The following is a 14,548-nucleotide window of genomic DNA, read 5'->3' as shown; positions in this document are numbered from 1 at the left end:
TAGGTTCTTTGTTATATAATACTGATGTTTTCATAACTAAAAGATATCAGTGTGTTTTTATTTCCATTGATAATGGCGCACCCAGTCCACTTCCATCTCTACGGGTAATTCGGCAGAATCTACCGTACCTACCCAAGTACCGCCTAGCTGCATGTCTATGAGCAGATATTGAGGAATATTGAAAGGAAATTGTCCTTCCTGTTCGGTTTCAATTCGGGGGTAAACAAAATTGCGCTTTCCGTTGACATGGAACACCAGGCTGTCCGGCCAGAAATCCACTCCATATACATTGAATTCCTCGGGATTAATGGATATAGTATTTCCATGTTTGGGATTGTTTTCTATACCTAATGTGTAGGTATAGTGAGAGTGTACCGTCTGGTAAACAACAGAATCATGGTTCAGGCGTTCCATGATATCCACTTCACCTCCTATAGGCCATGAATATTTATCGGTTTCATAAGGCAGTGTCCATATGGCAGGCCATGCCCCTTTTGCCCCGTGCAGTTTGGCGCGTACTTCGATACGTCCTCCATGGAAAGCATGCTTGCCTTTTGTCCACAATCCTCCGGTCAGATACTTGGCAGTGTCTGCCTTTGTGTCGTCATTGACTATTCCTTTTAGGATTAAAAGACCGTTACGCATTTCGTAACAACGGTCGTCAAACGACTGGGTGTTTTGCCAGTCTGGTTTGCCGCGGGGGATACGGCTCCAAATGGCGGTGTCGGGTTCTGTTCCGTTAAAATTGTCTTCCCACACCAGTTCCCATTTAGGGGTATGAGTACAAGAAAGTATACCACATACTGAGAATAATAAAAGTATAACCTTTTTCATACGTTTTAATTTTGGGTTACATAAATTGCTTTAAAAAATCAACGCTGCAAACGTATTTTATTTATTTTATTTAGAAGTCAGATATCGTATAATTCAAGTCAATTCTTGTCTAAATAAGGCTGATTCTTGTGTTTTTTTTAAGAAGTACTCTTGTTTCTATGATGTTTTTTTAAGAAAAATGTGATATGGATTTTTGTTGAAAAGAAAAAAATGTATTTTTGCAGAAAATGAAAATACAATGTATCGCGCCTTAATCATACTATTATTTCTATTGGCAGAGATTAGTCTGTTTGCTGATGAACACACTGTTAATTATTCATTCACCAAACTCTCCATAGAGCAAGGACTTTCTCAAACCACTGCCCAATCTATTTTGTTCGACCATAAAGGGGTTCTGTGGATAGGAACCAAAAGCGGATTGAACAGCTATACTCAGGAAGGGATAAAAACTTACTTGCATCACTCAGGTGATTCTTATTCTTTGCCAAGTAACCATATCAACCATCTGGCAGAAGATTCTTTAGGGAATTTCTGGATAGCGACTTCCAAAGGACTGGCTCTTTACGATGTCGAACAAGACCGCTTTACAACTGTCAATTCTTGTATTATCTATTCTTCTGTGGAAGTCGAAGGCGGAATTTGGTTTGGTAGCGAAAATGCCATTTACTGTTATGATTATAAAAGCAAACAACTAAAAACAATTCACATCGAAAAAGAAGAAAGCAAAGATTCTAATTTGGTGGATTACAGGATTCAGAAAATGCTTTATTTGGAAGAAGGCAAGATTCTGATAGGTACGCGCAAGAAAGGAATCTATTTATATGACTGCCGCATCCGGCAATTCACCCTTTTGATACCACACGGTCGGAACCTGTTGACATCGTTATATGTAACAACAGACCGGCGCATTTACACAGCTTTTTATGGAGATGGATTTTATTGTTATGACCGGACAGGGAAAATGCTGGAACATTACACAAAAGAAAATTCCGGATTGAAAAACAATTATGTGTTGGACATGGCAGAATATAATGGTAACATATGGTTGGCAACAGACGGCAGCGGTATCAATTTGTTTACTCCCCGAACCTTTCAGTTTTCGCAATTACAACACGTTGTGGGTGACTACTCTTCTTTGCCGGTCAATTCTATTATATTGCTGTACAAAGATATGAAAGGAAATCTATGGGCGGGAAGTGTGCGCGGAGGAGTATTCAGTATAAAAGAGACATATATAAAGACTTATAAAGATGCAATCTTAAACGATACACATGGGCTTAGCGAAAAATCTGTTATCAGCCTTTATGAAGAAAAGGACGGCAAAGTATGGATTGGAACGGATGGGGGAGGAATTAATCTCTATGACCCGTCTACCGATAAGTTTACCCATTTTCCCTCTACTTACGGAGATAAGGTTGTTTCTATCGCCGAGGTGTCCGAGAGTGAACTGATGGTGTCTTTATATACAAAAGGAATTTTTCTGTTCAATAAAAAAACACATAAGTACCGCCCCTTCACTATTATCGATGAAGAGACCAATATTAAAGAATGTTTTTATGGATTTCTACCTTTGGCCAATCAGGTAGCGGACGACAAAATATATATTATCAGTTGCGGTGCTTATGTATACCACACGCATGACCGTACATTCTCGAAGATAGAAACCGACCGTGATTATGATTTCTCCAATGATGCACTTTGCCTTTCATACTCTAATGATAGATTTTCCCTGTTAAAGTGTGCTCACCAAGCTTTTTGGGTCGATCAGAAGAGTGACAGTATCCGGTTGTTGTTTGAGTTGGAGAAAGATGAATTTATCACTTCCATGTCCTACGACAATAATCGTAAGATATGGACCAGTACTAACAAAGGACTCGGATTCTTTGATTTGGAGAGTCAGAAGTTTCATCGTATCCGTACCAAACTTTTTGGTGGTATTTCTTTTCTTATTGCTGACGGAAAGGGACGTTTATGGATTTGTGCCCAGAATCATCTGTATTCTTATATCATTAAAGAGAATAGATTCACCCTTTGGAACAGTTCGGACGGTTTCCCGCCCAATGAAATCTTGTTTGCATATCAAAAGCAATCTAACAAGGATTATATTTATTTGGGAGGTTCCGAAGGATTGGTTAAAATTGATACGGATATTCCAACTACCGAAACTCAACTACCGGAAATATATCTGTCTGAAATCCTCTTTAATGGTAGCCCTTTTTTAAAGAGAGTAAAAGAAAATACGATAGAGATACCCTGGAATTATAATTCGCTTTCTGTCCACTTCCGGATAAAGAACAGGGATGTGTTTCAGAAGTATCTGCTGCAATATACTATTGAGGGTAGGAGCAAACAGTTGATTGAAACCTATGAACCGATGTTGAATTTATCTTCTTTGTCGGCAGGTGAATATTCAATATGGGTTTCGTGTAATACAAAAAATGGAAACCAAACCCCGGCCAAGCAATTGATACGTATTATCGTTACTCCTCCTTGGTATAAAACAGTCTGGTTTATTAGTACGGTTGCCGTTTTGTTTATTGCTATGACGGCAGGTATAGGTTACATTAATTACCGTCGGAAAGAACGCAATATGAAAGGTAATGTGAACCACTTCCTGCAAGCTGTATTAAATGATATGCTTAGTAGCAAAGAAGAGAAACAGAGGAGTGAAGAGGATAATCTTTTGGAGCCTTCGTTGTCTGATGTCACATTAAAAGAAGTGGATGATAATCGGATGGAGGAAATAGAGCAGCAAACTCCAAAGAAAAACAGTAAGGAAGATGAAGACTTCATTAATAAACTTAACACACTTATCAATGAGAATATGGCAGGTGGAGAACTTTCTATCAAATTCCTGACGGATAACATGGCTATGAGCAGAGCTTCTTTATATAATAAGGTGAAGTTGCTGACCGGTTTGGGAGTTAATGATTATATTAATCGGTTGCGTATTGAGAGATCTGTTTTTCTGCTTACAAATACTAATATGAACATTAATGAAATATCCTATGAAGTAGGTTTCTCTTATCCCCGATATTTTAGCACTTTCTTTAAACAAGTTAAAGGAATGACGCCTACCCGATTTAAGGAAGAGAATAGGAAGGGGGAATAATTGTTTTGTGTTATGCTTGCTTGTTTGAATAAAAAAGAGATATGCTTGCTGTTTTTTTGTTAAAATCCTGTTCCTTCCTCATTTTTCTTAAACTTCCGTGAACAAAATACGGATGAGTCTGTTTTTAATTATGCAAATCGCCTGATAAAGCTTCTTATGGGTATGAGAATATAGATAATCAAGCAAGACATGCCTCCCCGGCATAACAGGAAGATTGCATAGTAGTTTTGTCGTGTTTTATTTTGTGTTTGTGTTGTGACGGTGCTGCGATGTGAATCGAGGTGCCGTTTTTTATTCCAGATAGGTATAACCGGAGATTATCCGGTATAATAAAATACTGTGAACCGGTTTGATGAAAAATGGTTTTCTTTGCAGAGTAATAAATTCAGTATCACTAAAATCTAGTAATTTATGTTCAACGAAAAAAGAAGCAGCATGTTGCACGGTGTCTTGTTGATAGCACTGTTTTCTTGTGCGGCGTTTTACATTGGTGAGATGTCTTTCGTGAGAAGTCTCTCTTTCAGTCCGATGATTGTAGGTATCATTTTGGGTATGCTTTATGCTAACAGTTTGCGGAATAATCTTCCCGAAACTTGGGTGCCGGGCATACAGTTCTGCTCGAAAAAGATTCTGCGTATCGGTATTATCCTGTATGGTTTCAGACTGACTTTTCAGGATGTGCTGGCTATTGGATTGCCTGCTCTGTTGATTGATATTATTATTGTGGTAGTGACGATTTGTGGTGGTATTTATCTCGGTAAGTTATTGAAAATGGACAGGGGTATTGCACTACTGACTTCTATCGGAAGCGGAATTTGCGGTGCTGCCGCTATTCTTGGTGCGGAATCTACTATTAAGGCAAAACCATATAAGACGGCCGTTTCCGTTTCTACCGTGGTAATCTTCGGTACTATCTCCATGTTCCTATATCCTTTCCTTTACCGGAACGGTATCTGTGCGCTGACTCCCGACCAAATGGGAATCTATACAGGTTCTACTCTTCACGAAGTGGCTCATGTGGTGGGAGCCGGTGACGCAATGGGAAACGGCATATCGGATTCGGCAATTATCGTGAAGATGATTCGGGTGATGATGTTGGTTCCGGTACTTTTGATTACTACTTACATGGTGGCAAGGGCGAGAAAGAGACAGGTACAGAAAGGGCAGAAATTTCAGAAGATTGCCATTCCCTGGTTTGCAATCGGCTTTATGGGGGTGATCGCTTTTAATTCTTTTGATTTGTTGCCTGTGCAGTTGGTGGCAGGAATCAACACACTGGATACTTTTCTGTTGACAATGGCTATGACTGCACTTGGGACGGAAACAAGCATTGACAAATTCAGAAAAGCGGGGGCGAAGCCGTTTGTCTTGGCGCTTCTTCTCTATATTTGGCTGGTAGTAGGTGGTTATTTCCTGGTGAAGTATCTCACTCCTTATTTAATGTAATAAAAAAGCGGACTTACGTAGATTCTCAGAATGACATTCTTCAGAATTTGTGTAAGTCCGTTTTTGGTGGTGGTACTTTGACAAGTACCTATCTAGTTGTTATAAGGGCATATTGCCATGCTTCTTGGGCGGATTCGTCTGCATCTTGTTTTCTGTCATTTCCAATGCCTGAATCAGACGTTTGCGAGTCTGTCTCGGATAAATGATTTCGTCAATGTATCCCAGTTCGGCAGCCTGATATGGAGTGGCAAACTTCTCTTTGTAGGCTTCCAGTTCTTTGGCTTTCGTTTCTGCGTCGGCTTTGCGGAACAGAATGTTTACGGCTCCATCCGCACCCATTACTGCGATTTCCGCACTTGGATAGGCGAAATTCACATCCGCGCCTGTCTGCTTGGAGTTCATGACGATATAGGCACCGCCATAAGCCTTGCGGGTGATAACTGTCAGTTTGGGAACAGTAGCTTCCGCGAATGCATAAACGATTTTCGCGCCGTGACGGATGATACCGTTGTTTTCCTGAGTATATCCCGGAAGGAAGCCCGGAACATCTTCGAAAGTAATCAATGGAATATTGAAACAGTCACAGAAACGGATGAAACGGCTTGCTTTGTCGCTGGCGTCAATATCGAGCACTCCGGCAAGGTAAGCAGGCTGGTTGGCGACGATACCTACCGAACGACCTGCCAGACGGGCAAAACCAATAATGATATTTTTGGCAAAATTCGTCATTACTTCGAAGAAATAGCCGTTATCCACCACTCGTTCTATAATATCTTTCATGTCATACGGAACGTTCGGGTCTGTTGGGACGATGGTATCCAAAGTAACATCTTCGCGATTGATTTCATCCGTGCAGTTCTGCTTTCTAGTCTCATCCATATTGTTCTGCGGCAAGAAAGAAAGCAGTTCACGGATACTCATCAACAATTCTTCTTCGGTATTGCACATAAAGTGAGTGACACCGCTCTTGCTGCTGTGCGCCATCGCGCCACCCAGTTCTTCTTTGCTGACTTCTTCGTGGATGACAGTCTTTACTACATCCGGGCCTGTCACGAACATATGGCTTTTTTCCTTTACCATAAAAATAAAGTCGGTAAGGGCGGGAGAGTAGCAAGCTCCACCGGCACAAGGGCCGAGAATGGCGGAAATCTGTGGAATCACACCACTTGCCATCGTATTCTGATAGAAGATATCCGCATAACCGGAAAGGCTTTCGATACCTTCTTGAATACGAGCGCCGCCCGAATCGTTCAAAGCGATAATCGGAGCACCATTCTTCAAGGCAAGCTGCTGCACTTTCACAATCTTCCTGGCATTGGAAGCCGACAATGAGCCGCCATAAACGGTGAAGTCATAGGCATAAACGAAAACCTGGCGACCGTCGATTTTTCCATAGCCGGATACGACGCCGTCTCCCGGAATCTTATTCTTATCCATGCCGTAGTTGGTGCAACGGTGAACCATCAGTTTGTCCAGTTCGACAAATGTACCTTTATCGAGCAGCATGTCGATACGTTCGCGGGCAGTCATCTTTCCGCTTTCATGTTGAATGTCTATTTTTGCGATACCGCCCCCGAGGGAAGCGATACGGTCACGTTCCTCGAACGTGGCATATGCTTTATTCTTTTCTTCCATTTTTATTCGATTGTTTCAAGGGTTATTAATGTCTGGTCGCCGGTGATGCTGTCACCTTCCTGAACCAGGATTTCTTTGATGCGGCAGTCGGAAGTCACTTTGTAGTTACTTTGCATCTTCATAGCTTCGATGACGATGACTGTATCTCCGGTTTTCATTTCTTGTCCCGCTGTTACGGGTATTTTCACTACTTTGCCCGGCATCGGAGAGGTGATGCGGTCGTTCTGCTCTTCTTCGCCTTTCTTGCGCATACGCAGGTATTTCGCCTGGCTGTCTACGATTTCGACATTGAAACTGCTATAGTGGGTATTTACCTTGTAACTCTTTCCGTTCTCCTTGCGAATCAACTGTGCGTTTGTACTGCGACCGTCCATAAGAATGTTGCAGGTTCCATTTTCTGCCATCACAACATCGGCTTCAAAAGGCTTTCCGTCGATGGTAAGCACCACTTTGTTATCTTCTTTGCTGACCAGTTCTATTTCGGCCACGCGATTTCCTATATGAATTTCCATAATTGAATTCTCTTTGTTAAAATTAGATTCTCAACACGCCTTTATGCAGTCCGAACTCTTTCCATTTGCTGATAGGGCGGTTGTCAGTCGTATTACCTTTGTTCTCTTCAAGATTCATCAGGTAGTCCATATAGGCGGCAATCATGGCTATGTTTTCAGAACGCTCGCTGGTGCGCATGATGCAATGTTGCAGATACTCGCCGTTCTTGGCAATGAATCCGGTGTCGTAATGCCCTTCCACAAAATCGGGAGTATCCATGATGGCGCGCAGGTAACTGATATTATTCTTCACTCCGGTGAGCTTGTATTCGTGGAGTACGCGGCGCATACGTTCGATGGCATAATCACGGTTGGTTGCCCATACAATCAGCTTGCCTATCATTGGGTCATAGTAGATAGGTATTTCATAACCTTCGTACACGTAGCTGTCGATACGCACACCGATACCGTTCGGTTCTGTAATCTGCTTGATGATTCCCGGACTTGGCATGAAGTTCATTTCGGTATCTTCGGCGCAAATACGACATTCGATGGCGTGTCCGCGTTGCTGTATATCTTCTTGTTTCAGTTGAAGCATCTGTCCGTCGGCAACCTTGATTTGCTCTTTCACGAGGTCTACACCTACTACTTCTTCCGTAATCGGGTGCTCTACTTGCAGGCGGGTATTCATTTCAAGGAAGTAATAATTGCGGTGTTTGTCAACAAGAAATTCGATGGTTCCCGCTCCGATATAGTTCACTGCTTTGGCGGCTGCCACGGCTTTTTCTCCCATATCTTTCCGCAATTCGGGAGTGACGAATACCGATGGCGTTTCTTCTACAATCTTTTGATTACGACGCTGGACGGAACATTCGCGTTCGCACAGATGAATAACATTTCCGTGCTTGTCTCCCAGGATTTGAAACTCGATGTGATGAGGTTCTTCTACGAACTTCTCCAGATAAACCGTATCATCACCGAAAGAAGAAAGAGATTCGCTTTTGGCAGTCGTATAGGCTTCTTCCACCTCTGCTGCACTGTGGATAAGGCGCATTCCCTTTCCACCACCACCCATAGAGGCTTTCAGCATCACCGGGTAACCGATTTTGTTGCAAAGCTCCACGGCTTCTTCCACACTTTTCAGGTTTTCTTGCGTGCCGGGTACAACGGGCACTCCGGCTTCAATCATCTTGATGCGGGCAGCAATTTTATCTCCCATGGCTTCCATTGTTTCCGGGTCAGGCCCGATAAAAATAATACCTTCTTCCTGACAGCGTCTGGCGAAGGTAGCGTTCTCGGACAGGAAACCATAGCCCGGATGAATAGCATCTGCGTGGCATGCTTTCGCCACTTCGATGATTTTTTCTATATTCAGATAACTCTCTTTAGATGCGGCGGGACCTACACAATATGCTTCGTCTGCGTAGAGCACATGTTTTGCAGTCCGGTCTGCCTCGGAAAATATCGCGATACTCGTTATTTCCATCTCCCGGCAGGAGCGCATCACCCTCACGGCTATCTCACCGCGATTGGCTACTAAGATTCTTTTTATCATACTTTTCTAAATTAAGTACATACTTATTTTATGTCTTCCCACCTTGCGGACATACTCCACCTGATGAAAACACAGTATTTTCTTGATTTGGGGCTTAACAAATGATGTCCTTTCTCCTTATCCACGAGGCGGAAGAACGTTTTACGTGAAGTGGCAGGTCTTCTGACTGACTCTTGTCTTATTTGCCTTCCCGATAGAACATCAGTGGCGTCAAATTAGTTCATTTATAAGACATTGAATTGAGCTTCACAGCAGCGGGACTGTCCGGGATTTGCACCCGATTCCCTATTAATCGTCGTCCGTTGGCTACGGATTCCGAACCATTTCGGCGGCAAAGATAAATAAATTTTAAATAGAGTGTTCTCTTTTTGCACGAAAGTTGCTTTTATGTGCAATAGTCGGCTGTCTGGATATTAGAAACGAAAGACGGTAACTGCAAGTGGATTTAATAGTTAAATCTGTGTGTATTATTGTTTACCCTTTAAACTTTCTCTCTTTTCGTATTGTTGAAGTAGCAATTATTAATCAAAACAGTAATCAATTATGAAAGAGAAAAAAGTAGCCCGTGAGGAACGGAATCAAGAGAAGCTGGCTAATGCCGATTGGGTAATGGCGGAATTTTACGCAACGTGGTGTCCTCATTGCCAGCGTATGAAACCTGTCGTTGAGGAATTTAAGAAACTGATGGAAGGAACGCTCGAAGTGGTGGAAGTGGATATAGACCAGGAAACTGCCCTTACTGATTTCTACACTATCGAAGTAACGCCTACTTTTATTCTTTTCAGAAAAGGACAACAGCTTTGGCGGCAATCCGGTGAACTTACTTTGGAAAGGTTGGAAAGAGCCGTAAAGGGATTCAAATCTTGAAAAAGTATTAATAAAAGAGGGACTATTCCTCAGAAAGTTTTAAATCATGTTATGAAACATGCTTTTTTATTTGGATAATTTGCAGATAATCGGAAAGTGCGTATCTTTGCACTGTGTTTTTCATAGTATTAGATTTAAGGTTAACAAAGGTTGGAGCAAGGCGTTGCTCCTTTTTTTATGCCCGTACCTCACTTTCTACTAAATAATATTGATTTTTACGGGATTGGATAATGACTGCTACACTTGAATGTTTATCTTTGTGGATAATATATATCCGATATTATTTAATTAAAAAACTACTAATAAAAAACTGATACTATGAACATCGACTTTATCACGCTTACCAAAGACAACATAGAGAAAGAACATATCTGCTGCGGTTTCTCGGATAAGAAATGCCAGGAAAGTTATAACCTGAAAAAGGAGTGGCTGAAGAAGCAATTTGAAAACGGGTATGTTTTTCGTCGTTTGAATGAGCGTGCGAAAGTATTTATCGAATATGGTCCGGCCGGAAACGGGTGGGTTCCTGTGAAGGCCGACAATTACCTGTTGATAAACTGTTTTTGGGTAGCCGGGCAGTATAAAGGGAAAGGGTATGCGAAAGCTCTGCTCCAAACTGCGATAGATGACGCCTTGCAGCAAGGCAAGGACGGTTTGGTGACAGTCGTAGGAACAAAGAAGTTTCATTTTATGAGTGATACCAAATGGCTGTTGAGACAAGGATTTGTTGCTTGTGAACAGCTTCCGACAGGATTTAGTCTGTTGGTGAAGAAATTGAATGTTGATGCTCCGAATCCGACATTTAATGAATCTGTACGAACAGGAGAATGCCCTGATAAAAAGGGTATCACTGTTTATTTCTCCAACCGTTGTCCGTTTGCGGAATTTCATGTGATGAGTTCTTTGAAGGAAACCGCCGCCAAAAGAAATCTGCCTTTGACGATTATTAAACTGGAGACAATGGAACAGGCACAGGCTGCACCTACTCCGGCTACGATATTCAGCCTGTTTTATGAAGGCAAGTTTGTCACAACGGATATCAGTGCTTGTATGGATAGCCGTTTTGATAAAGCGATAATAGGGAAATAAACTAATTCAGTCTCAATTCATGCAAACATGCCTGTACTTCTTCCGGACTACCGGTATGTTTGCCTTCGTCGTCAGATAATTTGATACATTCCCGCCATTCTTGATTGACATTCATTTTGCATTGTGTCAGCTTCATGACAATGTTCGAAGGCTCGAATCCGGTGTCATTAGTGAGATTTGTCCCGATGCCGAAGGAACAACGGATTTTGTTCTTGCAATATTCCTGAATCTCCAGTGCTTTTATGAAATCGAGGGCATTGCTGAAAACGATAGTCTTGGTGGTCGCGTCAATTCCCAGTTCTTTGTAACGGGATACCAAACTATCAATAAAATCGAACTCATTACCGGAATCGCAGCGGACACCGTCAAACAGTTTCGCCTGTTTGCGGCTGAGATTGCTGAGGAAGATACCGGAAGTATAAGTATCGGATAAGGCAATTCCCAAATCGCCGTCATAGACATTCACCCAGTTTTCGAGCGCCATATAATTGGCATGTTTATATCCGAATTGCGCTCCATGAAACATGAACCACTCGTGCGGATGAGTACCCATCATTTTCATGTCGTACTTCATTGCGAAATAGCAGTTGGAAGTGCCTGTGCAATACTTCGCCGTTTCTTTTAATTTTCCGATAACCGTTTCCTGCACATGGACAGAGAATCTCCGCCGCGTACCGAACTCCGAGAAACGTAACTGATGTTGATTGGACAGTTCCACTTTCTCCGATAATTTGCATAAGATTTCGTCCGTATCGGCTACATTGCCGAAGAACTGGTTCTTTATTTCGGATACAATGGCAAGCAAAGGAACTTCATACAGGGTAGCTTTATAGAGAAAATCACTGACTTCGATGTGAAGATGATGCGCCTCATCCAAATACATTTTGATTTTATCAGGATGAAAGCGGAAAGATGACAGCCATTCCCAATAAACTCTCGGAAGGAACCGGCAATTCCGTGTCATATATTCCAGTTCTTCTTCTGTAAGTCTCAATCGGCTTAGCTTATCAATTTCATATTTAAGTGTCTCCAGAAATTCTTCAGTATATTCAGTCTCATTTCTATCATGGAAGCTGAACTTCCCCATTGCATAGGGAAATAGTTTGATATAAGCGTACGATGTGGTAAACTTATAGAGGTCTGTATCCAGTAGCGTTCTAACAATCATGCCGTTCGTTCTTTATTATTGATAACGTTGTAAAGTTAGTATTTGTTGAACAAAACTACCGCTTGATTGCTGATATTTCTTTCTTTTAATGTTTTCTAATAAGTTAGTCCGACTTTGAAAGTGATAGTATGATGAGATAATTTTTCCTTGAACTTGGTATGGAAATATTCATCCGTATGTTCCTTCAGCCGTTCCAACTTCTGTATTTCATATCCTAACGCAAAATTCATTTTCAGTTTTTGCGTAAGCTTTAGTTGTGTTCCTATGGAAGGCGAGAGATAAAATCCGCCGTTTGCTTCTTTGGCGGCAGCGAATGAGCCACCGATATTACATTCCAGATAAGGAGTCAGCTTCCTGGGCTGGGTGATGAAGAACTGTACGTTGGCATATAGCGGGACAAGCACTTTCTCATAGACGGACAAGCCGCTGCCTGCACCGATAGTAAACCGTTGGTTGATGTGATAATGGGCAATAACTTGTCCGATGAAAGGCGTGCAGGAAGGTTGGCTCATGGAGACTCCTGTTCCGATAGATGCAGTATAAGAAAAATGCTTGTGAACTGTCTGCCCGTCAGCGTATATTGCGATGAAGGATAATAGGATAAAGATGAATGTAGACTTTTTCATAATGGTATAATGATAGATTAATATAATGCTGTCCGGATACCGCTAAACGCCATGCTTGTGCCAACCCATTGTCACAACAGTGCCAACGTGCTGTCACAACAGTGACATAGGCATGGCACAACTGTGCCAACGGGATAGCACAAGTGTGGCATGGCAAAGTTTAATTTTGATGATATATGTAATCCTGTTATCGGATATATATCGTTATGCTTTTGACAATATGTAATGCAGTTGTGAGCGAAGAAGTATCTTCTGTTATATCTCCGTTGCTTCCGTCCGGACTGCTATGTCCGATTAACTTGGCGGCAAAAACTTTCTCATTGGAAGTTAAATCTACCTCTGCTGCATAGACAAGGGCCGGTTGCCCGCTTCCTTCTTTTCCGCCGGAATAATGGACGTCACCTTCTTTGGCGGATTTCGGATATGCGTCATTGAAATCCGTAGAATGATTGATTTCTGCTTTGACTATGAACCTCTTTGTTTTACCAACAGGCGTTATCCGTACATCAAAACTGCCTTTTGGGGTTGCACCGCTGATTCCGTCGGTGAATGGAGATTCTTTTGTCGGAAGATACAGCCCGTCCTCATATTGAACGCCTCTTTGGTGACACCAATGCGGCAAGGCTTCTTTTCTGCGGTTTCCGCCGGATGCTTGCCAGGATTGGGTAGCTATTTTATGCGTCACATAAATAGTGGACAAATAATGTCCTTCCGTATCTTCCATCCAAATGGCAATTTGTGGCGGATTCTTCTTATTGATACCTAAGAAGAGCGGAAAGTCATGCATCCATTCCTCACCCTTTTCGATAGATATTTTGAGGTCATCGGTGTTGTACTCTATTAATTCCCGGTTGCATCCGCTATTAATCAATAGGGAGAGGAACCATAATCCCATAATCGTCATTTTATTCATTTCGTTAAAGTTGTTTTTTGTAGCCAAAGGTCTACTAATAAGTTAATCCCTTCTTCCAGTTGTTCCCAACCGGTTTCTTGTTGTATCTTGAGTCCGTTATATACTTGGCAGTTTTCTTCGAGTAGTGCCAGATAGCTGATAGCCGCTGTGATAATGGAAGCTACGGCGGCAGTTTCCTTTTGCGGATGCTTTGAAAGCTTGCTGACGGCTTCTATCAGCCAAAGTCCTTTTTCTTCCCGCTTGTCGCGTAGCTCTTTCACGAATTTGTTATCTGTTGAGAGCTCCCAGCGATATAACCGTTTCAAAGTATAACTTTCTCGTAGTTGAATGATTTGTCTTTTGAATATTTGCTTGATAAACTCAGATAAATGTTCCTTGTCCGGTAATTCTTCATTGAAGTTAATCCAATAGTCGTTTTGCCGGATATAGGCTGCTATCAATCCATCCAATGAATTGAAATAGCGGTAGATAAGCATTTTGGATACTTTCGCTTTGGCGGCTATTGCATTGATGCCCAATCCCTCGAAACCGCTTTCTTCGATGATGTCATTGACGGCTTTAATCAGGGTAAGTTCCGTTGCCTGCCTGTTTTTGGTAATCTCTTTTTCCATATTTTTATAGTCTTGTTACTGGTTGGTCACAAAGATATGTTTCCTATCGGTAACATGGAGAGGGAAAAGAGTTTTTTTGAGGCGGTTGCTCTGAATTAGGAAAAGAACGATGAATTATCGGTGGTAGGGTGGAGTCATACGCCCGGTAATGTGACGTAATAATTGAGATGCGATGATTAATTTGTGGCAATGCATTGTCTA

12 protein-coding genes and 1 riboswitch are annotated in these 14,548 nt (G+C 41.9%); of the genes, 4 read left to right on the top strand and 8 right to left on the bottom strand.

The window, feature by feature from the left end:
- Window positions 1–57: 57 nt before the first annotated feature.
- A complete protein-coding gene (locus AB5443_RS04190) occupies window positions 58–834 on the bottom strand; it encodes a glycoside hydrolase family 16 protein (RefSeq protein ID WP_022137968.1) in 777 nt (258 codons plus the stop codon).
- A 238-nt stretch (window positions 835–1,072) separates the two neighbouring features.
- Here AB5443_RS04190 and AB5443_RS04185 point away from each other — a divergent pair, with 238 nt between their 5' ends.
- The gene (locus AB5443_RS04185) at window positions 1,073–3,946 is read left to right on the top strand and encodes a two-component regulator propeller domain-containing protein (protein WP_368119591.1); all 2,874 of its coding nucleotides are present in this window, start codon (window positions 1,073–1,075) and stop codon (window positions 3,944–3,946) included.
- 411 nt (window positions 3,947–4,357) lie between these two features.
- Entirely contained in the window at window positions 4,358–5,392 is a 1,035-nt protein-coding gene (locus tag AB5443_RS04180) for a YeiH family protein (protein ID WP_022137966.1), read from the top strand.
- 99 nt (window positions 5,393–5,491) lie between these two features.
- On the opposite strand, the gene AB5443_RS04175 is transcribed toward AB5443_RS04180, so the two are convergent.
- Genes AB5443_RS04175 through accC form a run of 3 tightly spaced genes read right to left on the bottom strand, consistent with a single transcriptional unit; the run spans window position 5,492 to window position 9,073 of the window.
- Window positions 5,492–7,027 carry an acyl-CoA carboxylase subunit beta gene (locus AB5443_RS04175; RefSeq protein ID WP_277134030.1) on the bottom strand — a complete coding sequence of 512 codons (1,536 nt, stop codon included), beginning with the start codon at window positions 7,025–7,027 and terminating at the stop codon, window positions 5,492–5,494.
- 2 nt (window positions 7,028–7,029) lie between these two features.
- A complete protein-coding gene (locus AB5443_RS04170) occupies window positions 7,030–7,539 on the bottom strand; it encodes an acetyl-CoA carboxylase biotin carboxyl carrier protein subunit (RefSeq protein WP_022137964.1) in 510 nt (169 codons plus the stop codon).
- 22 nt (window positions 7,540–7,561) lie between these two features.
- Window positions 7,562–9,073: an acetyl-CoA carboxylase biotin carboxylase subunit gene (accC, locus tag AB5443_RS04165; protein WP_277134032.1), complete on the bottom strand. Its 1,512-nt coding sequence runs from the start codon at window positions 9,071–9,073 to the stop codon at window positions 7,562–7,564.
- 134 nt (window positions 9,074–9,207) lie between these two features.
- Window positions 9,208–9,413, bottom strand: a riboswitch (cobalamin riboswitch).
- Between the two features lie 203 nt (window positions 9,414–9,616).
- Here accC and AB5443_RS04160 point away from each other — a divergent pair.
- Together AB5443_RS04160 and AB5443_RS04155 are read left to right on the top strand one after the other, a co-directional pair.
- Window positions 9,617–9,940 carry a co-chaperone YbbN gene (locus AB5443_RS04160; protein ID WP_022137962.1) on the top strand — a complete coding sequence of 108 codons (324 nt, stop codon included), beginning with the start codon at window positions 9,617–9,619 and terminating at the stop codon, window positions 9,938–9,940.
- Window positions 9,941–10,258: 318 nt separating this feature from the next.
- Window positions 10,259–11,029, top strand: a complete 771-nt coding sequence (locus AB5443_RS04155) for an N-acetyltransferase (protein WP_277134034.1) — start codon at window positions 10,259–10,261, stop codon at window positions 11,027–11,029.
- Between the two features lies 1 nt (window position 11,030).
- Here AB5443_RS04155 and pncB read toward each other — a convergent pair whose 3' ends face one another.
- The 4 genes from pncB to AB5443_RS04135 form a co-directional block, all read right to left on the bottom strand.
- On the bottom strand, window positions 11,031–12,197 hold the full coding sequence (pncB, locus tag AB5443_RS04150) for a nicotinate phosphoribosyltransferase (RefSeq protein ID WP_277134037.1): 1,167 nt from the start codon (window positions 12,195–12,197) through the stop codon (window positions 11,031–11,033).
- 95 nt (window positions 12,198–12,292) lie between these two features.
- Window positions 12,293–12,823, bottom strand: a complete 531-nt coding sequence (locus tag AB5443_RS04145; RefSeq protein ID WP_073344596.1) for a hypothetical protein — start codon at window positions 12,821–12,823, stop codon at window positions 12,293–12,295.
- Between the two features lie 187 nt (window positions 12,824–13,010).
- Window positions 13,011–13,736: a hypothetical protein gene (locus AB5443_RS04140; RefSeq protein ID WP_277134041.1), complete on the bottom strand. Its 726-nt coding sequence runs from the start codon at window positions 13,734–13,736 to the stop codon at window positions 13,011–13,013.
- Window positions 13,733–14,347 (bottom strand): TetR/AcrR family transcriptional regulator, encoded by a 615-nt coding sequence (locus AB5443_RS04135; RefSeq protein WP_277134043.1) that lies wholly within the window; start codon window positions 14,345–14,347, stop codon window positions 13,733–13,735. Before AB5443_RS04135 ends, AB5443_RS04140 begins: the two co-directional genes overlap by 4 nt.
- Between the last annotated feature and the right edge of the window lie 201 nt (window positions 14,348–14,548).

Source organism: Bacteroides sp. RTP21281st1_H5_RTP21281_210402 (genome assembly GCF_040918965.1).
GTDB classification, from domain to species: domain Bacteria; phylum Bacteroidota; class Bacteroidia; order Bacteroidales; family Bacteroidaceae; genus Bacteroides; species Bacteroides congonensis.
Note: the sequence above shows the minus strand (reverse complement) of the source record. Positions and strands in the feature narration are given on the sequence as shown.